Origin of the sequence: Salegentibacter salinarum (assembly GCF_900168115.1) — a bacterium.
Taxonomy (GTDB): Bacteria; Bacteroidota; Bacteroidia; order Flavobacteriales; family Flavobacteriaceae; genus Salegentibacter; species Salegentibacter salinarum.
Genome location: NZ_FUZC01000013.1, coordinates 34,113 through 55,926 on the forward strand (window position 1 = coordinate 34,113; position 21,814 = coordinate 55,926).

Below are 21,814 nucleotides of genomic sequence, written 5' to 3' on the forward strand. Positions count from 1 at the left end.
ATTCGCCCTAATGTAAAAAGAAATATTCTAAATGTCCTGTGTTTTTAGGCTGTTTCCTATTACGAAGTTTTCCAAATTCAAACAGAAGTTAAATTAAGTTAAACCAATACCGGGATTTAATATTAGCTTCTCTATTCTTTATCTTTAAGAAAAAATGTATTGATATGAGTGAAGTAAAAGCATACGGCGCGCAATCCAGCGATGCCGATTTAAAAGAACTCAACATTGAACGCAGGGAAATGACCGCAGACGATGTTCAAATTGAAATAGAATATTGCGGCGTTTGCCACAGCGATATCCATCAGGTTAGAAACGACTGGAAGAATTCCAAATATCCCGTGGTACCGGGCCACGAAATTATTGGTCGTGTAACCCGGGTTGGAAAAAACGTAAGTAATTTTAAAAAAGGAGATCTTGTTGGCGTTGGATGTATGGTAGACTCCTGCCAGGAGTGCGATTCCTGCAAGGAAGACCTGGAGCAATTTTGCGAAAAAGGAGCCACGCTAACCTACAACAGTAAAGACAAGCATTTAGGCGGACATACTTTTGGTGGTTATTCTGAGCAAATCGTGGTAGATAAAGAATTTGTACTTAGAATTCCAGAGAATATAGATGCAAAAGCAACCGCTCCCCTACTTTGCGCCGGAATTACTACTTATTCTCCCCTTCGCCACTGGAATGTAAAAAAAGGAGATAAGGTTGGTGTAATTGGCCTTGGCGGACTTGGTCATATGGGAGTAAAGTTTGCCGCTGCTTTAGGAGCGCATGTAGTGATGATCACTACTTCGCCTTCAAAATCGGAAGACGCGAAGAAACTGGGAGCTGATGAAGTTTTAGTTTCAAAGAATGAAGATGATATGAAAAAACAAGCCGGATCTTTCGATTTTCTTCTGAATACCGTACCGGTTGGTCACGATATAAATCCCTACATCGCTTTATTGAAAAGAGATGCCACTATGGTTTTGGTTGGCGCGATAGAACCTCTTGATCCTGTTCACGGCGGTGGGTTGATTGGTGGGCGTAAACGCATTGCCGGTTCGGTGATTGGCGGCATCAAAGAAACTCAGGAAATGCTAGATTTCTGTGGTGAGCATAATATTGTTTCAGATATTGAAATGATAGATATACAAAATATCAACGAAGCTTACGAGCGTGTGGTGAATTCTGATGTAAAATATCGTTTTGTGATTGATATGAAGTCGCTGAAGAATCAAAATTAGGACCTTCAGTTTTACTTAATTCTAAACTATTACAAAGGCTGACTGAAAATGATTTTTCCAGGCGTCATCCTGAACCAGCCCGTCCGGCCAGACGGGCTGGTTTCAGGATCTAACATGATTTAAGCAAGTATTGTGTTAGAAGCTTAACTAAGTTTAGCTTGACGGACCAAGTATATTAAGTCAGCCTTTTTGTTTTCCTGAAAAAGCCGGTTTTCCCGGCTTAGTTTTTATATTTGTTTAACCCGATTTCAATAGAAAACAGACATAAAACTAACCAGAATGAAACAATTATTTATCAATATAAAAGAACTCTTGCAAGTAAGAGACGAACCGGTAGAAAAACTTTCCGGAGCTGAAATGAAGGAATTGCCCAGCCTAAAAAATGCCTGGTTACTTATTGAAAATGATAAAATTTCCGATTATGGAGAAATGAATTCCCTGCCGGAAATAAATGCAGATAAAACTATTAATGCTGAAGGTAAAATAATCCTTCCCAGCTGGTGCGATTCCCACACGCATATTGTTTATGCTGGGAACCGGGAACAGGAATTCGCCGATCGTATTAACGGACTTTCTTACGAAGAAATCGCTAAACGTGGAGGCGGAATTCTAAATTCCGCTAAAACACTACAAGAAACTTCGGAAGACGAAGTTTATGAACAATCGGCTAAACGTCTGGAGGAAGTGATGAAACTCGGTACCGGTGCGGTGGAAATTAAGTCAGGTTATGGTTTAACTGAAGAAGGTGAGTTAAAAATGCTTCGGGTGATAAAAAAACTGCAGCAGAATTATGAGCTTCCCATCAAAGCAACTTTTTTAGGCGCGCACGCTATTCCAAAGGAATATAAAGAAAAACCAGATGCTTATTTGAATTTGGTCATTGATCAAATTTTACCGAAAGTAGCCGAAGAAAAACTCGCAGAGTACATTGATATTTTTTGCGAAAAAGGTTATTTCAGCGTAGATGACACTCATAAACTGCTTTCCGCAGCGACGAAATTTGGTTTAAAGCCGAAAATTCACGTAAATCAATTTAATGCTATTGGCGGTATCCAGGCGGGAATTGAACACGATGCTTTAAGCGTAGATCATCTGGAAGTAATGCGCCCTGAAGATATTGAAAGTCTAAAAGGAACAAATACAATGCCCGTCGCGCTTCCCTCCTGTTCGCTGTTTTTAAGCATTCCGTATACACCGGGACGAGAAATGCTGGACGCCGGTTTGCCTTTAGCATTAGCAACCGATTTTAACCCGGGCAGTACACCAAGTGGAAATATGAATTTAGTTGTTTCCCTGGCTTGTATAAAAATGAAAATGACTCCGGAAGAAGCGATTAACGCAGCTACCATAAATGGCGCATATGCAATGGAACTCAGCGAAACCCACGGAAGTATCACCAAGGGAAAAAAGGCCAATTTTATATTGACAAAAGAAATTCCGTCTTATACCTTTTTGCCTTATGCTTTCGGCACGAATTCCATAGAGTCGGTTTTTATTAACGGAAAAATGCTGGAATAATGGAAGGCTTAAAAATTTATAATTATAAGTCGGTTGAAAAGCTAATTTCTCTCCGTGATGGTGAAACCCGGTTCGGCGAAAAAATAAGTTTCGTTGGAAACCTGGAGGAATTAGCAAAAACAGAAGCAAAATTTGTGCTTTTTGGTATTCCCGAAGATATTGGCGTGAGGGCCAATCATGGGAAACCCGGCGCTTCCAAAGCTTGGGACACCTGTTTAAATTCGTTGTTGAATATTCAGAAAAATGAATTTACCGCTCCGGAAAATATCATTTTACTTGGTGAAATTGATTGTAAATCGGAAATGCAAAAAGCGGCCAATATCGATGAGGCCGACCCGAATTACTATCTAAAACTTGGCGACCTGGTAGAAAAAATTGACGAAAAAGTAAGTTTTTTAGTTGAGAAAATAGTTTCAGCAGGAAAAACACCAATCATTATAGGTGGTGGCCACAACAACGCTTATGGCAATATTAAAGGTACTTCTAAAGCAATCAAAAAACCGCTAAATATTCTGAATATCGATGCGCATACCGATTTAAGAAAGTTAGAACATCGGCATAGTGGAAATGGCTTCAGCTTTGCACAAAGAGATGGATTCCTGGGGAAATATTTGATGTTTGGAATTCATAAAAATTATACACCACAATATATTTTCGACGAGATAAGTTCGCTTTCAAATATTAAATTTCATCTTTTTGAAGATCTTATTTTGCAAACCCACCAGGGAAAAATGGCAGCTTTTAATTCACAACTGGAATTCTTGAATAAACAGGCTTTTGGTTTAGAATTAGACTGTGATGCTATTATAAATTTTCCATCCAGCGCCAAGTCTCCCTCGGGTTTTGCCCTAAATATGGTCAGAAATTTTCTCCAAATTGCTTCCGAAGAAAAAAATTGTAAATATTTACATATTTGCGAAGCTGCCCCCAAAGAGGAGAATTACGCGCAAGTAGGAAAAGCATTATCATTTTTTATAACAGATTTTATGAAAGCATGACAGAGAAGGTAGAAGAACTTATTGAAATAACAGCCCTGGTAATAGAAGTGGTGGGAATTCTCGTAATGGTGATTGGAACTTTTCTCGCCCTGGGCCGGTATGCATTTAAACTGCAGGGAGAAAATATAAGGAGTTTTCAAAAAATAAGGGAAGAATTAGGCCGTGCCATTTTACTGGGACTCGAAATTCTAATTGCTGCAGATATTATTGCCACCGTGGTTTACGGGGCCGAAATGGAGCAGATCCTCAACCTTGGGCTCATAATCCTGATTCGAACCTTTTTGAGCTTTACACTTGAAGTTGAAATAGAAGGAAAATTACCCTGGAAACAATCCAAAAACAGAACTACAGGCCAGAAGTAGAAACCCCGGACGCTCTTTATCCTATTCTTCTTTTGAAAGTTTTTGATATACCCCGTTGGTCCAACCAAAACCGTCCTGGGTTGGGTATTCTCCACCCCCGCTCTCTTTACTCAGGTCTTCTACGTTATATTTCTCAAGCAATTTATAGGTGTTTTCATATACGCTTTGATTAAGATTTAACCAGCGCTGCTTAATTTCTGAAGCCAACAGGTCTTTACCATAATTTCGTAATCCTTCAATACTCATATATTGCAAAGGTGCCCAACCATTTGGCGCATCCCATTGCTGCCCGGTATTGTGCGGCGTACTCACCAGCCCGCCCGGTCTAAGAAAGATTTGCTCCATAGTTTCAGAAATTTTACCGGCCTGTTTTTCATCTGAAATTTCAAAAAAGAGCGGGTAAACCCCGGCGAGCGAATAGATTCCTGTTCTATGTTCTTTTTTAAAATTATAATCAAAATAAAACCCGGTCTCTTCTTCCCAAAGATATTTTTGAATAGCAGCCTCTCTATTTTCTGCCCTTTCTTGAAATGTTACAGCTTTTTCCGGTTGTACTTTTAAATTGTAAGCCCGGGCGAGCGTTTGCTCCAGGTTATAAAGCAGGCTGTTAAGGTCTACCGGAATAATTTGCGTGGTATGAATGCTATACAAGTTAAAATCACCATTGCCATTTATACTCAGCCACCGACTGGAAAAATCCCAACCAGATTCGGCAGCCGCTCTTAGGTTCCGATAAACCTCTTCCTTTGTTCGATCTGGATTTTTGCTAATGGCTTTTTCAGCAGTTTCCACATCTTCGCGATAACTCTCTGGTCTTGGAGTGTTTTTATCGTCCCAATACCGATTTAGAATTTCTTCATTAGAAAGCCTCACCACCCTTTTATAAGCTCCCGGTTCTTGATTCTCACTGCCCTTCATCCAGAAGTCATATTCCTTTTCTAAAGCCGGAAGATATTTTATATAAGTTTCTTCCCCATCAGTTTGGGCGAGCAGTTCTACCATCTTCGCAAAAAATGGCGGTTGGGACCGGCTTAAATAATAAGTACGATTTCCGTTAGGAATAAAACCATAATTTTCAATGAGCCAGGCAAAATTATCTACCATATTTCTAATGGTTTCAGTTTCGCCGTCTTCCTGGAGACCAAGCATCGTGAAATAACTATCCCAGTAATAGATTTCTCGAAATCTTCCGCCGGGAACTATATAAGGATTTGGTAAGGGAATCAAAGTACCGGAAAGCTTTTCATCTGCAGGGCGCTTCAACACATCCCATAATTTATTGATATGCAGATTTATTGAAGAAGAATCGGTTTTATAATCACTGTCTGCTTCCGGGATTTCAAAATTTTCATTTAAAAAAGTCTTTAATTCAGTATTGCTTTCGGGTTTAATTTCAGCATATTTCTTCCGAATTTCTTCGGGAGCAATGCGCGGCACGGCATCAACAAACGTTTTGCTATCTGTAAACAGGGATTCATTCTTTTGAACATCAAAAAACAATTTGCCATAAAGCTCTTCCGGTGGCAGAATACTAAGCTGCTTTTCCTCTACCTGAATTTCTTCAGGTTTATTTCCTTCTGTTTTAACTGCTGAAGAACAAGCGCTAAAAAGTAAAAAGGAACACAAGAACAGAAAATTTATAGAAAGCTTTTTCATAAAATTCATTTTTGATTAACTAGCCGGTGTGAAAGTAAAAAATTATTTATAATTCGCGTTTTTGGCCCGGGAGTAAACCAGCTCGCAGCAATTAAATCTCTGTTATCCGGAAAATGGGCAGAGACCGCTTTATTTTCTATTTTAGCCGAAAATTTAGCTTTATAAAAATGGAAATTATCTCTTTTAAATCAGCCTACGCCGAAGATTTTAAAAATTTAAACCTCGCCTGGCTAGAAAAGTATTTTTGGGTAGAGCCCCACGATGAAGAAGTGCTGGGTAGGCCTGAAAAATATATTATTGAAACCGGCGGTAATATATTTTTCGTGAAAGATGATAAAAAAATAATTGGATGCGTGGCTTTAATGAAAATTGAGGATGGGGTCTTTGAGTTGACTAAAATGTCGGTAAGCCCGGAATACCAGGGAAAAAAAATTGGTCAAAAATTAATGGAACATAGCCTGGAATTTGCTAAAGACCAAGGCTGGGATCATTTAATTATTTTTTCTAACCGAAAACTTGAAAATGCCATTTATATCTATAAAAAATATGGTTTTAAAGAAATTCCTATTGGAGAAAATAACCCCTATAGCCGTGGAGATATAAAAATGCGACTGGATTTGGCATAAAAATTTAAAAAACGAGGCTATTCTAGTGCAGGTTAATTAATTTTAATGCAAAATAATCAACTATGAAATATTTATTCACTTTACTCGCAGTGGGAATTCTATTTTCCGGCTGTAAGAATGAAGGAAAAAACACTGAATCTGAAGATCAAATAAATGAAAATCCGTACGGGGAGGAAAACAACGTATTGGAAGCTGATTCGGCTTCGATAGATATTCAACCCATCTCTCACGCTACTGCGGCAGTAACTTGGAGTGATGCCACTTTCTACTTAGATCCTGTTGGAGGCGCCGAGGCTTTTGAAGGAATTGAGAAACCAGATTTCATCTTAATTACCGATATTCACGGAGATCATATGAGCATAGAAACCCTGGAGTCCTTGAGTCTTAATGGAACACATATTATAGTTCCGCAAGCCGTAAGAGATGAAATGCCTGAAGAAATGAAAGATAAAGTTAGGGTTTTAGAAAATGGCGCTACAACCCGTGTACTCGAGTTTTATATTGAAGCTATCCCAATGTATAATCTTCCGGAAGATCCTGAAGCTTATCATCCTAAAGGTCGTGGAAATGGTTATGTAGTAGAAAGAAACGGACAACGACTTTATATCGCGGGTGATACGGAAAATATTCCTGAAATGAAGGAATTGGAAAATATTGAGATTGCCTTAATCCCAATGAACCTGCCTTACACGATGACAGCCGAAGATGCTGCCGATGGCGTTTTAGCATTTGCACCTAAAAAAGTGATTCCTTATCATTTTAGAGGGGAAGATGGTTTTGCCGATGTAGAAAAATTTAAAGAACTGGTAAACGAAGGCAATAAAGATATTGAAGTCGAAATGCTGGAATGGTATCCTGATAGAGAGGAAGAATAAATTCAATTTTTTTATAAAAATAAAACCCGGTGATGAGCCGGGTTTTTTGTTTTTTACATTCTTTGATTGAAAAAATACTTAAGGTTTTAATCTTATAGGTAACTTATATTTTTTGATAGAAGGATCTAAAACTGTTTTAATCTTTTTATGATTTAGATGTTGTTTAATCAACTTTCCAGCCGGTGTATGGGTTGTCCCCACGTAAAGCACCTGCATTTCATTGTTTTCGTTAAAACTCACTACCAAATTTGCCACTACTTCTTCTTCAATATCAAGTTCGATATTCTTTAATAAATCATGGATTTCCTTTTTAAAGGAAGCTGAAGTTTCAGGAGAATTTCCCGGGGCTGCGTGAAGTAAACTTCCGGCGCTAATAGCTAACGCAAATACTACTAATTTTAAAATCTTCATAATAATAAAATTTAAAGGTTATACATCATAAAGACCGGTCTAATCATTTAAATGTTACAGGATTATATTAATTTCAGTAAATTTTAACTTATATAACAATAAAAGACCGGTGATGAACCGGTTCTGTCATAACGGTCACCCTGTCTTGCAGTTTCGGAATTGTGTGGGTCTAACAAGTTTAGCCAGTTAGATTCTAAAATATTCGGGGCCTCGGGACAGAATGACGCTTAAGCTGTATACAATTTCAGTTTCCACGGAAATTAAACCTATATCATTTAACCAACGAAACGTTAAGGCATAAAAAAACTGTCTAAAATTCTCTTATTTACCATCAATATCCTGAACTTGTTCCAGGATCTAATAGCAATAAAATTAAACTTTAGACAGTTTTAATTAAACAGGAATAAATTCCCGTTAATATATTATTTAAGTACTTCCTGTACTTTATCAGCAGCTTCCTGGAACTGTACTGCAGAGTGGATCTTGAATCCGCTATCGTCAATTAATTTCTTGGCAATATCTGCATTGGTCCCTTGTAAACGTACAATAATTGGCACGTCTATAGTATCTCCTAGGTTTTTGTAAGCATCTACAATTCCCTGTGCCACACGGTCACAACGAACAATTCCTCCAAAAATATTTACCAAAATTGCTTCTACTTTATCATCTTTTAAAATCAAACGGAAAGCTTCTTCAACTCGCTTGGCATCGGCGGTACCACCAACATCAAGGAAGTTAGCCGGCTCGCCACCTGCTTGTTTAATCAGATCCATTGTTGCCATAGCCAGGCCGGCACCATTAACCATACAACCAACGTTCCCGTCAAGGTCCACATAGTTAAGTCCAACTTCTTTAGCTTCAACTTCAGTTTGATTTTCTTCACGAATATCACGCATTTCAGCATAGTCTTTATGACGGAAAAGCGCATTATCATCAAGGGTTACTTTTGCATCTACTGCAAGAATTTTATCATCGCTGGTTTTTAAAACCGGGTTGATTTCGAAAAGAGAAGAATCAGATTTTTCAAAAGCTTTGTAAAGAGACATTACAAATTTTGTCATTTCTTTAAAAGCAGCTCCGCTTAGCTTAAGGTTGAAAGCTATTCTTCTAGCCTGGAAAGGCATAAGTCCTGTTGCAGGATCTACCTCTTCAGTAAAAATTAAATGCGGAGTTTCTTCAGCAACAGTTTCAATATCAACACCACCTTCAGTAGAATACATAATCATATTACGACCGGTTGCACGGTTAAGTAAAACAGACATATAATATTCTTCGGGCTCATTGTCTCCGGGATAGTATACATCCTCAGCTATCAACACCTGGTGTACTTTTTTACCTTCAGCCGAAGTTTGCGGAGTTACCAGGTTCATTCCAATAATGTTTCCTGCTATTTCTTCTACCTCTTTAAGGTTCTTGGCCAGTTTTACACCACCACCTTTTCCACGTCCACCGGCGTGTACCTGGGCCTTAATAACGTGCCATCCGGTACCGGTTTGTTCTGTTAGTTCTTTGGCGGCGTCTACGGCCTCTTTTGCATTATGTGCAACTAAACCACGCTGAATGCGTACGCCAAAACTGCTTAAAATTTCTTTTCCTTGATATTCGTGTATGTTCATAATCAGCTATTTCTTCAGTATTAATTACGGTTAGCAAAAGTAACAAATGTATAGCTATTGTACCAATCTTTTTTAGGATATCCCCAGCCCTGCCATAATCTAAAGCCAGAAGAAAATTTAGCATTTCCTTAAGGATTACAGATTTTTAAAATCCCCGTTATTACTGCGATTTCGCTACTATAAGCTTATCGTAAATTTTTGAGGAAATTATGCATTATTAAGTTAATCCCTTTTAATTTTGCCCTTTGCTTAAAAATTAACCTAAAAATGAATAAAGCACTTGTGGCACTGGCTATTGGCGGATTTGGCATTGGATTGACCGAATTCGTGATTATGGGAATTCTTCCCGATGTAGCTTCGGCTTTAGATATTAGCATTCCACAGGCCGGGCACTTTATTTCTGCCTATGCTTTGGGAGTTGTGGTGGGGGCGCCTTTACTTACTGCTTTTGGCGGAAAATGGCCGGCGCATAAAACGCTACTCCTTCTTATGGTTTGGTTTACAGTTTTTAATTCCCTTTCAGCTTTTGCAAATTCTTACGAGTTGTTACTGGTTTCCCGCTTTTTATCGGGTTTACCACACGGGGCATTTTTCGGAATTGGCGCGGTGGTTGCGGGCCAGCTGGCCAAACCCGGGAAATCGGCACAAGCTATTGCCATTATGTTTACCGGCCTAACGCTGGCCAACGTATTTGGCGTTCCGCTGGGAACTTTTTTGGGCCACAATTATAGCTGGAATGTTTCTTTTATGTTGGTGGGAATTGTGGGTTTACTGGCAATTGCCAGTGTAAAATTTTGGATGCCCGTACTTCCAAAATCTTCTTCAGAAGGAATTAGAAAAGATTTAAATGTGCTGAAACGCGGTGAACTCTGGATGGTGGTTTTACTTACTACAATTGGAACCGGTGGCTTTTTTGCCTGGTATAGTTATATCGCGCCTTTAGTTACCGATGTAGCGGGACACCCCGAAGGTTTTGTAAGCTACGTTATGATTCTTGCCGGAGTTGGAATGGTCATAGGAAATTTAATTGGTGCTAAACTCGCCGAAAAATTTTCTCCTATTTATGCGGTGATCATGAGTATGGTTTTAATGGTGTTTGCCTTAATTACCAACGCCTACGTAGCCGAAAACCAAATCGCTATTCTGGTAATGACATTTCTTATCGCTACTATTGCTTTTTGCCTCTCCACGCCTATTCAAATGGTGATGATCAATTCAGCAAAAGGCTCAGAGAGTTTGGGCTCTTCTATGAACCAGAGCGCATTTAATATGGGAAATGCTTCCGGGGCCTATTTTGCCGGTTTGCCAATTGCTTTTGGTTATGGCTTCACCTCTGCATCCCTGGTTGGCGCTGTAATGGCCGGGTTAGGTGTGTTTATCGCACTCGCGATTATTCTTATTCGAAAAAGAAAGGAAAGTGCTGTTGCAACAGCGAGTTAAAGTATCTTCTCTCTAAATATTAACAATTTCGGGAAATTCGTTATTTTTGAGACTTGCACTTGTGGGAGTTGAATTTTCTCCTGTTTTTTGCCACTTAAATTTTTCAATTGTTATGACCAATCAAGATCTGCTCGCCGTTGCTAAAGAATTTGGAAGCCCAGTATATGTATATGATGCCGAAAAAATTGCTTTCCAGTTTAACCGACTTAAAAATGCGTTTTCTGAAATTAAAGATTTACGTATTCATTATGCGGTAAAAGCGCTTTCTAATATTTCTATCCTGAAATATTTAAATTCCCTGGGCAGCGGGATGGACACGGTTTCTGTACAGGAAGTTAAGCTTGCGCTGGAAGCCGGGGTTGCACCAAAAGATATTATTTATACACCAAATGGAGTTTCCTTAGAGGAAATTGAACAGGTGGTGCGGTTGGGAGTTCAAATTAATATAGATAACCTTTCTATTCTGGAACAATTTGGTGCCAAGCATCCCGATGTTCCGGTTTGTATTCGTATTAATCCGCATATTTTGGCCGGCGGAAACTCTAAAATTTCTGTTGGACACGTAGATTCTAAATTCGGGATTTCTATTCATCAAATGCCGCTTTTGCTGCGCATTGTTGAAAATACGGGGATGAATATAAACGGGATCCATATGCATACCGGAAGCGATATTCTTGATATTGAAGTTTTCCTGCGTGCTTCAGAAATTCTATTCGATTCGGCTAAAAACTTTAAAAATCTTCAATTTCTTGATTTTGGAAGCGGATTTAAAGTACCATACCGTGAAAATGACATTGAAACCGATATTGAAGAACTGGGAGAAAAATTAACCGAGCGATTTAAAAATTTCTGTAAAGAATATGGGCGCGAACTTACTTTAGTTTTTGAACCAGGAAAATTTTTAGTGAGCGAAGCCGGAAGATTCCTCGCTAAAGTCAACGTGATTAAACAAACCACTTCTACGGTCTTCGCTGGAGTTGACACCGGGTTTAATCATTTAATTCGACCAATGTTTTACGGGTCTCATCACGATATTAAAAATGTCTCCAATCCAGAGGGGAAATTCAGGTTTTACTCGGTGGTAGGATATATTTGTGAAACCGATACTTTTGCCAATAACCGCCGAATTGCTGAAATCACCGAAGGTGACATCCTTGCTTTTAGCAACGCCGGGGCCTATTCTTTCTCTATGGCCAGTAATTTTAATTCACGCTACCGCCCGGCAGAAGTTTTATGGTACAAGGGTAAAGGACATTTAATAAGGGAACGCGAAACTTTTGAGGATTTGCTAAGACATCAAAAAGTTATAGATTTTACACCAAAAACTGCAAAAAGTTCTAAATAATTTATGGAAACAGTTTTTAAAAACAGATGGTTTTACAGGCTGCTCATAATTTATATTTTCCTCATTCTTATTTGGAATACCTATATGGTTATTTCTGGTAATTACCTGGGATTAATTGCCGTAGTAATAGAATTAGCGTTGCTGTATTTACTATTTAACAAACACAGACTTGCAAAAATGGCCATCCACTTTTGGGCAATTATCATGATGGTAGGCCCCGGACTTTCAATTATAGGAAAGCTCATAAAAATGGCAACGGGAGACGATCTAAATTTTATGGTAGACAGCCTTGTGCAAAATCTACTCTTATTCACTTTTGGCTTATTGATCTATTATTTTAATAAGAAAACTGTTTTTATACAGGAAAGGGAAGTAAATTAATCTCGAAAATTTGATCTGAAATGCCTTTATATTTTCTCGCTATAATTCCTCCGGAAAATATTTGTAAACGGGTTAAGTCGTTAAAAGAGGAAATTGCGGAAAAATATGAAGCAAAACATGCGCTGAAACTACCGGCACATATAACCCTTCAAATCCCCTTTAAAATTCCTGAATCAGAAGAAGAAAAACTTGGTGAGCTGCTTATATATTTTACTGAAAACCAGAAGGCTTTTAAAATTAGTTTAACAGATTTCGGCAGGTTTTCTCAAAAAGTAATCTTTATCAATATTCAGCAGCACAAAGAGATTATTAAGCTTCATGCCAATTTACAGCAAGTTCTAAATAAAAATTTCAACTTTAAAAAGCACGAGAAATTTTCAAAAATTCATCCGCATATTACGCTCGCCTCACGAGATCTTCATTACAAACAATTTCCAAATGCCTGGGCCAACTTTAAAGAACGGGAATTCCAGGCTTCTTTTACTGCAAAATCCTTGGCACTGCTAAAACATGATGGAAAGCAGTGGCATATGCATTGTGAGTTTAAATTTGAATAACTGTAATTGAAATCAGAGTTTTTTTAGAGTTTTCTGTAACATTTTAATATATTTAACCCCTTATTACGAAAACTATTTATGAAAAAGCAAGAATCCACCAGAAAGTATAATTTTACTTTTCTGGAAATACTGGGAATAATAGCGCTGATAATTATTGCGATCTACTTCCTGGATTTTACCATAGAAGCAGCTTTAGACGGGTGGAATAACCCAATGTAAGGTTTTATTTCTTGTTTCATTTCTGGTAGTTTCAGCGGTATAAAAAACCTTTATATATTTTAATTTAATACCCTAAACCGTGATTATTTATTATAAAAAGAAAAGACTCAAATATCAACTAATTTCCGGATTAGCAATATTGGTTTTTGGTATTTCAATTCTTATCCTGGACACTTCAACTGGAATCTATTCTATCTGGATTTTATTTGGTCTACTACAAATTGGCACCTGGTTTTATCAGAGAAAGTATCAATATCTGTATATAGATGAAGAATCCTTAACTAAAAACGCCCTGTCACCAAGCAGTATAAAGTTTAGTGAACTTAAAGCTATTTGGAAATATAAAAATAGTTTTACTCTGGAAACCAATACTACTAAAATTAAAATCGACAAAGATTTAATGGAGGATGAATCTTTATACAAACTCACCGATTTTATAAACCAAATAGAACTGAAATCCCAACAAGCATAATTATTGCGTTTATACTTCAATAACATATTTTCCTGGGCCTTCAGGAAAATTCTTTCTTCTATAAAAAAATCTCTACCTAAACTCAAAATAAAAATAATTTTTTAATCAAAAACCAATTAAAACACTCTGGATTAAATATAAATTTGGCTAAAAGACTAAAAATTTCTTATATTTACCGTTAGTTTTATAAAAATCGGTTGCAAAAACATCGATTTCTCAAAGGTCTGGCGTTTCCTAAATTCAGGATTTTTTCCCCAAAAAACATTCTTTAAAGACTTTATTGAGACTTAAAAAATTATTTCACCATGAAGAAAGATCAGCTTAATATTTTAAAATTAATAGGAATTATTTTTACAGCTTTAATGTTGGTAATTTTTCTGGATTTCGCTCTGAAATCGGCCATAGCGGCATTATAATTATATGAGTAAAGCAAGGTTTTTTGGTCTGCTTCTCATAATAGTGGTCTGGTTATAAGTTATTATTTCGAAGAAAATAATATTGATTTCTTTGCCGGAATTTTAATCGGGGCTGGTATTCCCTTTCTACTCACGGGACGCTTCCGTTATTGGAAATGGAAAATAGACTCTTATTAAGCTAAATCAGTTTATATATTTTATTAAAGAATCGTTTAGCTGTAAGACCTTACCTATCTCCCTGCTTTTTAACTTTTAATCGCTATCTTGATCTTAATTAATTGTAATTACGAGATACTTATGCGATTATTCTTAACTTTTTTCCTTCTCTTGTTCATTTTTCCCACGCTTCAAGCGCAGGAATCCTCATTTTCTTTAACAGGAACAACAAGTGATATAAAAGATGGGAATTGGCTTTATTTTCAAGACCTCGTAAATGGAGGTACATTGGATTCCGCAGAAGTAAAAAATAACCGGTTTAAGTTTGACACTAAACTTCCTGAACCCAGGATGTGGGTGATGCTGCATACTAAAGACCGGTCTAAATTCGTAGAACTTTGGCTTCAAAATAAACCTATGCAGTTTGATGCAAGTAACAAAGATTTTGAAGAAGCTGAAATAACCGGTTCCATTTCACAACTGTTAGTGGAAACAGTAAAAGCGGTTTACGAAGACTTTGATAAAATTAGTAAAGCCGAACTTAGAAAACGCCAGGAAGAATTTATAAAAAATAATCCTAACGCCCTGATTAGTGTCCGAATGCTTTATGAAGTTTCGGGAAAATGGGGCCAGGAAACTACTGGCCATTATTTTAAAATGTTTCCTGAAGAAATTCAGGATAGCGCTCTTGGAAAGCGAATACTTAGCATTTTGAATAACGATAATATCCCGCAACTTGGTGAAAAGTATGCTGACTTTGAATTACCTGATAGAAATGGAAAAAAGCAAAAATTTTCAGCTTTAACCGGAAAAATCACCCTGCTCCAATTCTGGGCTTCTACCTGCGAACCCAGCAAAATGCAAAACCGCGAGCTAAAAAAATTATACCGAAAATATAAATCAGAGGGACTTGAAATTGTAGCTATTTCCCGCGATACTTCAAAAACTGACTGGATTAAATCTATAGAAAAAGACAATTTAAAATGGCAGCACCTCAGCGGTTTGGAGGGTTGGGAAGGTCAGGTTTTTAGCAATTATGGGATAAAACGAACTCCTTCCAATTATCTTATAAATAAAGAAGGACGCGTGGTAGGCCGTAACTTAAGCGATGATGAGTTAAAAGAAAATATTAAAGAATTATTGAAAAATTGATATTTTTTTCTTAATTTCATTAAAATTGCACCCATAATCTTTCAATAACTTAATCTTAATTTATTTGAATTTACTTCATTATTTCGCTTAGCCCCTTAACAGGCATCGAACTTGATATAGTATATATTCAAATATTACTTTAAAGTTTAAGTTATGATCATATATTATCCACAGAAAAGGCTAAAGTATAAATTGCTGTACGGCATCGTATCAGTAATTATTGGCAGTTTCGCGTTTATCATTGATTCCGAACCTATTTTTATATACCCCTGGGTAATCCTGGGCTTTTTAGAAATTGGTACCTGGTATTACGAAAAGAAATATCACTACCTGCACATAGATCATAATATTCTTACCAAAAATTCACTCTTTCCCAAAAGTATAGATCTCAGGCAAGTTACTGCTATTAGGAAAAATAGAAATAGTTTTGTCCTGGAATCAGAAGGTAAAAATATTAGAATTCATAAAGGTTTGGTCGCTTCCCAATCCCTTAATCAGCTTACCGATCTTTTAGATGAAATACAACTACAACCTCAGCATGTATAAGTGCTTTTTTTCGAACTTTTATTGATAATTCTGTATTTTTAAATCGCTAGAAAATTACAGAAAATGAATAAACTGCCTTGGCTAATTTTAATTTTTCTTATTGGTTTTATCGGACTCATCTATTTTTCGGTTTCTGGGACAGAAAAGGAATTTGAAACCATAACGATAAAAGAATTTAAAGATATTGAAAACATAGATTTTCGGGAGCACGATTCAGTTCTCGTGGCTGCCAGCAGTTTGTATGAAACCTATCCACTTAAAAATATTATGCAGGGAGAAAATTATCGTGAAGCCTGGGCCACCCCGGTAAAAGTTCCGGTACTTTTTCTCGATACACTTTACGGCGGGATGGAGATCGTAAAAGAAGGTGGAGGCACCCAAACCCATTCGCTTCGTTTAAAAGATAAAGAAGGTTATTTGTATTCCTTACGCAGTGTAAACAAAGATCCATCTACCCACGTTCCTGAATTTGCACGTAGCCTGGGGCTTGAAAATATTGTGATAGATGCAATTTCGGCTTCGCACCCATACGGCGCCATTCTTACCGCTAAACTTTCAGAAAAAGCTAATGTTTTGCACACGCATCCCACAGTGGTTTTTGTTCCAAAACAGGATTTTTTAGGTAAAAAATACAACGAGAAATACGGCAACCGACTCTTCCTGCTGGAATATGAAACCGAAGGGAAAGAGAATTGGACAGATTATGAAAATGTAGATGAAATTCTTGACACCAAACACCTGCAGGAATTAAAAGATAAACATCCTGAAAAAGTTTCAGTTAACAAAAATGCTTTGGTAAGAGCCCGCTTATTCGATTTGCTAATTGGCGATTGGGACAGGCACGCCAAGCAATGGGGCTGGGCAATTCAGGAGGAAGATGATACCTTTAGAGCCATTCCCGTTGCCGGTGATAGAGACAATGCTTTTTTCAATTTAGAAGGCATTATTCCCGGAATAATTTCAAATAAGTATATTGAACCTAAAGTAAGGCCTTTTGAACAGGAAATAGATTATATGCCGGGATTGGTATACCCTAACGATGTTTATTTTCTAACTGATACCCCTAAAGAAATCTTTATTTCGGAAGCAAAAAATTTACAGGAATTAATGACCGATGAAGCGATATCCGATTCCTTTAAAGTTTGGCCCAGGGAAATCTACGAATTAGACGGAAAAGAGATTGCTGAAAAGATAAAATCCCGACGGGAAAATTTAGAAGCATACGCCAAAGAATTCCACCGAAATATCTCAGAAAAAGAATTGCTGGACAAACCTCTAAAAGGCTCTGAAGACGCAAAAATAAGTCCGGATTTAATCAAATGCTTTGAATGCGGAAGCTAGGGTTTCAGTTTACAGTTTATTGTTTGGAGTTTTGAGTTTGTCGTTTCCGTCATTGCGAAGACTGCGAGAGCAGGACGTGGCAATCTGTGTTTGGGTTATTGTTTCGGGTTATTGTTTCGCCACGAATCCACTAATATTTCTGCTTGCACAATCTCTGGGCGACAGTTCGAGTGGTGAAATTGGAGCGAGAGCTAAAATAACGCTGTATCGAGAACCCTAAGAAGTTCTACCTGCCTAGCACTTCTCGATACCTCCTCCTCCCTTCGGAAACTCTAAAGTGACGGGAGACTCGCGATGACAAATGCAAGAGAGGCTGTAAACTGACAACCTACAATCGAGAACCGAAAACCTAATTAATAATAATATTCGTTTTATCTACGCCCGTATTTCCCGTTACAGGGTCAAAAGCGTAAATCGTGATAGTATAGTAACCTTTTTCTAAACTTGTATTTGCAGCAAAGGTACTGGGTTTATCGGTGGAGTTTAAAGTAATTTCCCGACTTTCCTTATCTTCAGCACTTATTATTGCCTTTACTTCATACTGATTGGCATCCCAGACGCCGCCTTCGGTTACGGGACACCCGCACATCATAATAATATTGGCTTTTAGACTAAGTTCATCAGAAGCATTAATGCGTTCGTGCGTTTGTGGCGATAAGATATCTACTACAAATCCGGGTACTTCCAGCACTACCCCGTCGCCGGTGATATCTTTTCCGGGAATCACCCAAAGTTGCGTGCTTGAAACTACTTTTGCCTGTTTTTTATTGATTGGTGCGTGGGCTTCCACGTTTATAAAAGTAGGTTCTTCAATATTTAATTTAGCTTCAAATCCAGCTGTGTTTTTATCGGTGAGTTTATCGTAGCGCTCTTTTGGAGTTTGCAGAATTAATTTGGTATCTCCCGTACTTCCGGAAGTTAAACCCAGGTCCAGGATTTCTCCCGTTTCAGCATTTCTAATAATAACTTTAGCACCGCCAATAGAGCTTCCTATAAATTTTGCGTCTTTTGCCAAAGCTCGGACCATAACCGATGTTTCTTGGGCTGCAAGGCTCCCGAAGCAAAATAAAAATGCACAAAATAAGCTTAGAATCGAAAATCTGAATTTCATAAAACCGAATTTCTTACTAAAATACAAAATATGCAGGCATCTAAAGCACAATTTCCTGATCGCTTAAATCTTCGAATTTAAAGTTTAAAGGATCGTTTTTATATCGCTGGGCATAAACTCTAAGCGTATCCCTCTCTGACTTACTTAACTCATTGCTTCTCTGGTTTTCCGCGAGTTTAAACCAGGGCTGAATATCTTTAAAATCATATTCGCCAATCACCATAAACGGGGTTCCGTTTTGTACAATTACATCACTTTCCAGTTGCCACATATTCGCCCAATCGTAAATCGTTTTCGCATCTTCCTGGTACATCCTAACGCAACCGTGACTGGCTGGATAGCCCGGCAATGTATATTCGTGCGTACCAATTCCTTCAAAATTCATAAAATTGAAATAATAAGGCATAATCCAGGATTGGTCTATGGTACTTATTTTTCGTTTCGCCTTATAATTGCCGTAGTATAAACCCGAAGGTGTGCCAGTGCTTTGTTTCCCGGTACTCACCGGCCCCCAATGCATTAAATTTCCATTTTCATAAAGCGCAAAAGCCTGAATTCTTTTCGAAATTATCACGGTTTTATCTATGGAATCCAGGGGTTCCAATAGCTTCGGAAATGGAGCATACGCTTGTAAATCGTTCACCAAAGAATCAGGAATTATAAGTTTGGTCCCGGGTTTAACGCGGTGTTCGTCAATTCGGTTAAGTGTAAAAACCAGTTTTGCTTCTTCTTCTGAAAAATCATTAAAAAGACTATCCAAATGCTCTATACTCTGAATAGAATCCAACCGGTACGAAGTTTTAAAAACCGGTGGCTCCATGGAAATAGTATCTAATTGCCTCGGTTGAACTTCTTTCTTAGGTTCCTGCGCATTATTATTACAGGCAGTAAAAATTAAAAGAATAACTCCAGAAAAAAGCAGGAATAATGTAGTGTATTGTTGTTTCAAAATTGGCAGATTTAGGTTGTGTGTGAGGGAAATAAAACTTTCCTATACGAATACGAAATTAGATCGCTAATCTTTTTTCAGCTGCCAAGGAAGCGTTAATAATTTGTTGTGGGATTGGTAAAAGTTGTAGTGTTCTCGCTTGTGAGTTTTGGGTTATTGGTTGGCTGTTTGTTGTTTGGAGTTTGTGTTATGTGTTTTGTTATTCGGGTTGCGGGTTTATTGTTTCCCCCACCTATACACAAATAATTTCTTCACTGTTCTCAGGTGTGTGGTCTCAGTTGTCGGTTCCCAGTTGAGCCGGGTGCGGGTTTGGCAATGGTGTTTAGTGTTTATGGTTTGTTGTTGCAGGTTTGGGCATATTTCAGAGTCTTATTTTCTGACTCTTTTCTCTTGTTTATTTATATTCCGTTTGGTCGTCAGTTCGAGTGGCGGTATTTGAGCGGGAACGCAAATAACGCTGTATCGAGGCAACTGCATTGCACTTCCCGATCCTCTACGAAAGATCGCCGCGCTCATTCTTCGCTCGCGATGAGGTTGGAGGGAACTGCAAACTGAGACTGCTTACTGCCAACTGAAGAGAACTATCTAATAAAAACCGGTTCGTTCGCTTTCTCGGTATGTTCTTCGCTAAATCGGTAATCCATATAATCGAAACCTTTAAGCTCTTCCAGGGTATTAATGTCTTTGTCTATAATATAACGCACCATAGCACCGCGGGCCTTTTTGGCGAAGAAACTAATGATCTTTAATTTTCCGTTCTTGAAATCTTTGAAAACGGGTGAGATCACTTCAGCATTTAACTTTTTTGTGTCTACCGCTTTAAAATATTCGTTGCTGGCCAGGTTGATAAAGAGTTCGCCTTTTTCCATTTCCTCGTTAAGCAGTTTGGTGACTTTGGGTTGCCAAACTTCATAAAGGCTTTTCTTACGCTCTATCCCTACCGAAGTTCCCATCTCTAAGCGATAAGGCTGCATCAGGTCCAATGGTTTTAATACGCCATAGAGTCCGGAAAGGATTCGAAGACTATCCTGGAGGCGGTCCAGCTTTTCGGTGGGAATTGTATAGGCATCCAGCCCTGTATAAACATCGCCGGCAAAAGCGTACATCGCCGGGCGGGAATTCTTTTTGTTGTGTTCTTCCTCAAATTCCTGGTAGCGGATATAATTAAGATCGGCCAGCTTATCGCTGATGCTCATTAATTCGGAAATTTCATTTTTGGTCATCCTGGACATTTTGCGATTGAGTTTCGCAGTGGTTTCCAGAAAAGCGGGTTGTGTGCCGCGGGTGGTAGGTAACTTAGATTCGTAATCCAGGCTTTTGGCCGGGGAAACAACAATTTTCATATGTAGGTAGTTTTATTTCAAAGATAAGTGAAAGCAATACAATTAGGAAAACTGCGAATTATTAGATTTTATGGAAAGATAGTTAAGAGTTATTATCATTGAAAAACAAGATATTTCGAAAATCATGTTCTGCTGTAAAATACTTATTCCAGTTCTATCTTATCGATTTCCAGCCTGAAATCTTCTGCTTTTTCATTACCAATTAAAAATCGAATTTCCTGAGTTGTCTCTGCAGGAAAGTTGGGAAGATCTAATTTGTTGCCGCGAAATACCGGTTTCATTTTCAGTAGCGGGACCTCAACTGTTTGCCAGTCCCCGGTAGTTTTAAAAGTATAGATATAAGAAGCTCTATCTTTTAAATTAGATTTCATCCTGAATTGATAAGACTTACCGTCCCCTTTTAATAAAATAAGCGCTTTTTTATAGCCTTTGATGTTTTTAGAGGGAAAATGATACTGCACCGAAGCGAAGCCGCCGTTATTCTCTAAGGAAACCGAACCTCTAAAAATAGCATTCCCCTCGTCACTACGTTCCAGCTTACTGCTGGAATTACCACCCATCACCACGTCGTTCTCTACTTCCCAGGCAGACCAATCGGTAATAGCGCTAAAATCAAAAAGAAGTAATTTACTCATTGTCAAGGTTATTAAAAACAAGAAGAATTGTTGCTGTAGCATTTTTGTTTCAAGCTATGATTTTTTATTGATAACCGAGCCCTACTTAAAATAGGGATTGATTAAACGAAAATTTTATAGTTGATAAAAATTTGTAGCATTAAGGAAAACCTTTTTTGGTTTCTGAATTAAATGTTAAATTTAGCAATCTTAAATTTTATTCTGAAAAATATCTTTTCTCACAATGAAACTATTCCATTAAATCATACTCTTTATGATAAAGGTTTCTTGTGCTATTATTGAACATAATGGCAAAGTTTTATGCGCACAAAGGAGCAGCAAAATGGAGTTACCCTCCAAATGGGAGTTTCCTGGCGGAAAAGTAAAAGAAGAGACTTTTGAAGAATGCTTAATAAGAGAAATTAGAGAAGAATAGGGAGTTAAAATTAAAATTCTGGAGCAATTACCTACCAAGGAACATACCTATTCA

The 21,814-nt window shown here is 37.8% G+C and carries 23 protein-coding genes; 16 read left to right on the top strand and 7 right to left on the bottom strand.

Annotated features, from left to right (window positions below):
- Positions 1-164 precede the first annotated feature (164 nt).
- The 4 genes from B5X53_RS14650 to B5X53_RS14665 all read left to right on the top strand — a co-directional run bounded on the left by B5X53_RS14650 (position 165) and on the right by B5X53_RS14665 (position 4,098).
- Complete coding sequence (locus B5X53_RS14650; protein ID WP_079713983.1) at positions 165-1,220, top strand: NAD(P)-dependent alcohol dehydrogenase; 1,056 nt, start codon at positions 165-167, stop codon at positions 1,218-1,220.
- Between the two features lie 279 nt (positions 1,221-1,499).
- On the top strand, positions 1,500-2,738 hold the full coding sequence (gene hutI / locus B5X53_RS14655) for an imidazolonepropionase (RefSeq protein WP_079713984.1): 1,239 nt from the start codon (positions 1,500-1,502) through the stop codon (positions 2,736-2,738).
- On the top strand, positions 2,738-3,736 hold the full coding sequence (locus tag B5X53_RS14660) for a formimidoylglutamase (protein WP_079713985.1): 999 nt from the start codon (positions 2,738-2,740) through the stop codon (positions 3,734-3,736). The genes hutI and B5X53_RS14660 overlap by 1 nt, the downstream gene beginning before the upstream one ends.
- Positions 3,733-4,098, top strand: coding sequence for a DUF1622 domain-containing protein (locus B5X53_RS14665; RefSeq protein WP_079713986.1), 366 nt, complete (start codon positions 3,733-3,735; stop codon positions 4,096-4,098). Before B5X53_RS14660 ends, B5X53_RS14665 begins: the two co-directional genes overlap by 4 nt.
- 21 nt (positions 4,099-4,119) lie before the next feature.
- On the opposite strand, the gene treF is transcribed toward B5X53_RS14665, so the two are convergent.
- Positions 4,120-5,754 carry an alpha,alpha-trehalase TreF gene (gene treF, locus B5X53_RS14670; protein WP_232764070.1) on the bottom strand — a complete coding sequence of 545 codons (1,635 nt, stop codon included), beginning with the start codon at positions 5,752-5,754 and terminating at the stop codon, positions 4,120-4,122.
- A 167-nt stretch (positions 5,755-5,921) separates the two neighbouring features.
- Here treF and B5X53_RS14675 point away from each other — a divergent pair, with 167 nt between their 5' ends.
- Both B5X53_RS14675 and B5X53_RS14680 read left to right on the top strand, forming a co-directional pair.
- Positions 5,922-6,380 carry a GNAT family N-acetyltransferase gene (locus tag B5X53_RS14675; RefSeq protein WP_079714058.1) on the top strand — a complete coding sequence of 153 codons (459 nt, stop codon included), beginning with the start codon at positions 5,922-5,924 and terminating at the stop codon, positions 6,378-6,380.
- Between the two features lie 62 nt (positions 6,381-6,442).
- Positions 6,443-7,255 carry an MBL fold metallo-hydrolase gene (locus tag B5X53_RS14680; protein ID WP_079713988.1) on the top strand — a complete coding sequence of 271 codons (813 nt, stop codon included), beginning with the start codon at positions 6,443-6,445 and terminating at the stop codon, positions 7,253-7,255.
- A 78-nt stretch (positions 7,256-7,333) separates the two neighbouring features.
- Here the strand turns inward: B5X53_RS14680 and B5X53_RS14685 are convergent, their stop codons facing one another.
- Positions 7,334-7,666, bottom strand: coding sequence for a hypothetical protein (locus tag B5X53_RS14685; protein ID WP_079713989.1), 333 nt, complete (start codon positions 7,664-7,666; stop codon positions 7,334-7,336).
- A 422-nt stretch (positions 7,667-8,088) separates the two neighbouring features.
- Complete coding sequence (gene sucC / locus B5X53_RS14690) at positions 8,089-9,282, bottom strand: ADP-forming succinate--CoA ligase subunit beta (RefSeq protein WP_079713990.1); 1,194 nt, start codon at positions 9,280-9,282, stop codon at positions 8,089-8,091.
- Positions 9,283-9,549: 267 nt separating this feature from the next.
- On the opposite strand from sucC, the gene B5X53_RS14695 reads away from it, so the two are divergent.
- The 9 genes from B5X53_RS14695 to B5X53_RS14730 all read left to right on the top strand — a co-directional run bounded on the left by B5X53_RS14695 (position 9,550) and on the right by B5X53_RS14730 (position 17,307).
- On the top strand, positions 9,550-10,722 hold the full coding sequence (locus B5X53_RS14695) for an MFS transporter (RefSeq protein ID WP_079713991.1): 1,173 nt from the start codon (positions 9,550-9,552) through the stop codon (positions 10,720-10,722).
- 112 nt (positions 10,723-10,834) lie between these two features.
- Positions 10,835-12,067: a diaminopimelate decarboxylase gene (lysA, locus tag B5X53_RS14700; RefSeq protein WP_079713992.1), complete on the top strand. Its 1,233-nt coding sequence runs from the start codon at positions 10,835-10,837 to the stop codon at positions 12,065-12,067.
- Between the two features lie 3 nt (positions 12,068-12,070).
- The gene (locus tag B5X53_RS14705) at positions 12,071-12,448 is read left to right on the top strand and encodes a hypothetical protein (RefSeq protein WP_079713993.1); all 378 of its coding nucleotides are present in this window, start codon (positions 12,071-12,073) and stop codon (positions 12,446-12,448) included.
- A gap of 20 nt (positions 12,449-12,468) precedes the next feature.
- Positions 12,469-13,005 carry a 2'-5' RNA ligase family protein gene (locus tag B5X53_RS14710; RefSeq protein WP_079713994.1) on the top strand — a complete coding sequence of 179 codons (537 nt, stop codon included), beginning with the start codon at positions 12,469-12,471 and terminating at the stop codon, positions 13,003-13,005.
- Positions 13,006-13,083: 78 nt separating this feature from the next.
- Positions 13,084-13,224 carry a hypothetical protein gene (locus B5X53_RS19060; protein WP_157822082.1) on the top strand — a complete coding sequence of 47 codons (141 nt, stop codon included), beginning with the start codon at positions 13,084-13,086 and terminating at the stop codon, positions 13,222-13,224.
- A 79-nt stretch (positions 13,225-13,303) separates the two neighbouring features.
- The gene (locus B5X53_RS14715) at positions 13,304-13,696 is read left to right on the top strand and encodes a hypothetical protein (RefSeq protein ID WP_079713995.1); all 393 of its coding nucleotides are present in this window, start codon (positions 13,304-13,306) and stop codon (positions 13,694-13,696) included.
- Between the two features lie 713 nt (positions 13,697-14,409).
- Positions 14,410-15,420, top strand: a complete 1,011-nt coding sequence (locus tag B5X53_RS14720; RefSeq protein ID WP_079713996.1) for a TlpA disulfide reductase family protein — start codon at positions 14,410-14,412, stop codon at positions 15,418-15,420.
- A 153-nt stretch (positions 15,421-15,573) separates the two neighbouring features.
- The gene (locus B5X53_RS14725) at positions 15,574-15,966 is read left to right on the top strand and encodes a hypothetical protein (protein WP_079713997.1); all 393 of its coding nucleotides are present in this window, start codon (positions 15,574-15,576) and stop codon (positions 15,964-15,966) included.
- 63 nt (positions 15,967-16,029) lie between these two features.
- Positions 16,030-17,307 carry a hypothetical protein gene (locus tag B5X53_RS14730; RefSeq protein WP_079713998.1) on the top strand — a complete coding sequence of 426 codons (1,278 nt, stop codon included), beginning with the start codon at positions 16,030-16,032 and terminating at the stop codon, positions 17,305-17,307.
- 349 nt (positions 17,308-17,656) lie between these two features.
- Here B5X53_RS14730 and B5X53_RS14735 read toward each other — a convergent pair whose 3' ends face one another.
- From B5X53_RS14735 to B5X53_RS14750, 4 genes are all read right to left on the bottom strand, one after another.
- Entirely contained in the window at positions 17,657-18,418 is a 762-nt protein-coding gene (locus tag B5X53_RS14735; protein WP_079713999.1) for a hypothetical protein, read from the bottom strand.
- 40 nt (positions 18,419-18,458) lie between these two features.
- Complete coding sequence (locus tag B5X53_RS14740; protein WP_101023032.1) at positions 18,459-19,367, bottom strand: L,D-transpeptidase; 909 nt, start codon at positions 19,365-19,367, stop codon at positions 18,459-18,461.
- 581 nt (positions 19,368-19,948) lie between these two features.
- Entirely contained in the window at positions 19,949-20,710 is a 762-nt protein-coding gene (gene yaaA, locus B5X53_RS14745) for a peroxide stress protein YaaA (protein ID WP_079714001.1), read from the bottom strand.
- A gap of 143 nt (positions 20,711-20,853) precedes the next feature.
- Positions 20,854-21,345: a CIA30 family protein gene (locus tag B5X53_RS14750; protein WP_232764072.1), complete on the bottom strand. Its 492-nt coding sequence runs from the start codon at positions 21,343-21,345 to the stop codon at positions 20,854-20,856.
- Between the two features lie 253 nt (positions 21,346-21,598).
- Here B5X53_RS14750 and B5X53_RS19380 point away from each other — a divergent pair, with 253 nt between their 5' ends.
- On the top strand, positions 21,599-21,760 hold the full coding sequence (locus B5X53_RS19380) for an NUDIX domain-containing protein (RefSeq protein WP_232764074.1): 162 nt from the start codon (positions 21,599-21,601) through the stop codon (positions 21,758-21,760).
- Positions 21,761-21,814: the final 54 nt, after the last annotated feature.

Bases quoted from the DNA above. Each gene is read 5' to 3' on its own strand.
- B5X53_RS14735 (WP_079713999.1), bottom strand. From the start codon at position 18,418: ATGAAATTCAGATTTTCGATTCTAAGCTTATTTTGTGCATTTTTATTT.
- B5X53_RS14650 (WP_079713983.1), top strand. From the start codon at position 165: ATGAGTGAAGTAAAAGCATACGGCGCGCAATCCAGCGATGCCGATTTA.
- B5X53_RS14705 (WP_079713993.1), top strand. From the start codon at position 12,071: ATGGAAACAGTTTTTAAAAACAGATGGTTTTACAGGCTGCTCATAATT.
- B5X53_RS14720 (WP_079713996.1), top strand. From the start codon at position 14,410: ATGCGATTATTCTTAACTTTTTTCCTTCTCTTGTTCATTTTTCCCACG.
- B5X53_RS14695 (WP_079713991.1), top strand. From the start codon at position 9,550: ATGAATAAAGCACTTGTGGCACTGGCTATTGGCGGATTTGGCATTGGA.
- B5X53_RS14710 (WP_079713994.1), top strand. From the start codon at position 12,469: ATGCCTTTATATTTTCTCGCTATAATTCCTCCGGAAAATATTTGTAAA.
- B5X53_RS14680 (WP_079713988.1), top strand. From the start codon at position 6,443: ATGAAATATTTATTCACTTTACTCGCAGTGGGAATTCTATTTTCCGGC.
- B5X53_RS14730 (WP_079713998.1), top strand. From the start codon at position 16,030: ATGAATAAACTGCCTTGGCTAATTTTAATTTTTCTTATTGGTTTTATC.
- sucC (WP_079713990.1), bottom strand. From the start codon at position 9,282: ATGAACATACACGAATATCAAGGAAAAGAAATTTTAAGCAGTTTTGGC.
- B5X53_RS19380 (WP_232764074.1), top strand. From the start codon at position 21,599: ATGATAAAGGTTTCTTGTGCTATTATTGAACATAATGGCAAAGTTTTA.
- lysA (WP_079713992.1), top strand. From the start codon at position 10,835: ATGACCAATCAAGATCTGCTCGCCGTTGCTAAAGAATTTGGAAGCCCA.
- B5X53_RS19060 (WP_157822082.1), top strand. From the start codon at position 13,084: ATGAAAAAGCAAGAATCCACCAGAAAGTATAATTTTACTTTTCTGGAA.
- B5X53_RS14660 (WP_079713985.1), top strand. From the start codon at position 2,738: ATGGAAGGCTTAAAAATTTATAATTATAAGTCGGTTGAAAAGCTAATT.
- B5X53_RS14685 (WP_079713989.1), bottom strand. From the start codon at position 7,666: ATGAAGATTTTAAAATTAGTAGTATTTGCGTTAGCTATTAGCGCCGGA.
- treF (WP_232764070.1), bottom strand. From the start codon at position 5,754: ATGAAAAAGCTTTCTATAAATTTTCTGTTCTTGTGTTCCTTTTTACTT.
- B5X53_RS14665 (WP_079713986.1), top strand. From the start codon at position 3,733: ATGACAGAGAAGGTAGAAGAACTTATTGAAATAACAGCCCTGGTAATA.
- yaaA (WP_079714001.1), bottom strand. From the start codon at position 20,710: ATGAAAATTGTTGTTTCCCCGGCCAAAAGCCTGGATTACGAATCTAAG.
- B5X53_RS14675 (WP_079714058.1), top strand. From the start codon at position 5,922: ATGGAAATTATCTCTTTTAAATCAGCCTACGCCGAAGATTTTAAAAAT.
- B5X53_RS14750 (WP_232764072.1), bottom strand. From the start codon at position 21,345: ATGAGTAAATTACTTCTTTTTGATTTTAGCGCTATTACCGATTGGTCT.
- hutI (WP_079713984.1), top strand. From the start codon at position 1,500: ATGAAACAATTATTTATCAATATAAAAGAACTCTTGCAAGTAAGAGAC.
- B5X53_RS14725 (WP_079713997.1), top strand. From the start codon at position 15,574: ATGATCATATATTATCCACAGAAAAGGCTAAAGTATAAATTGCTGTAC.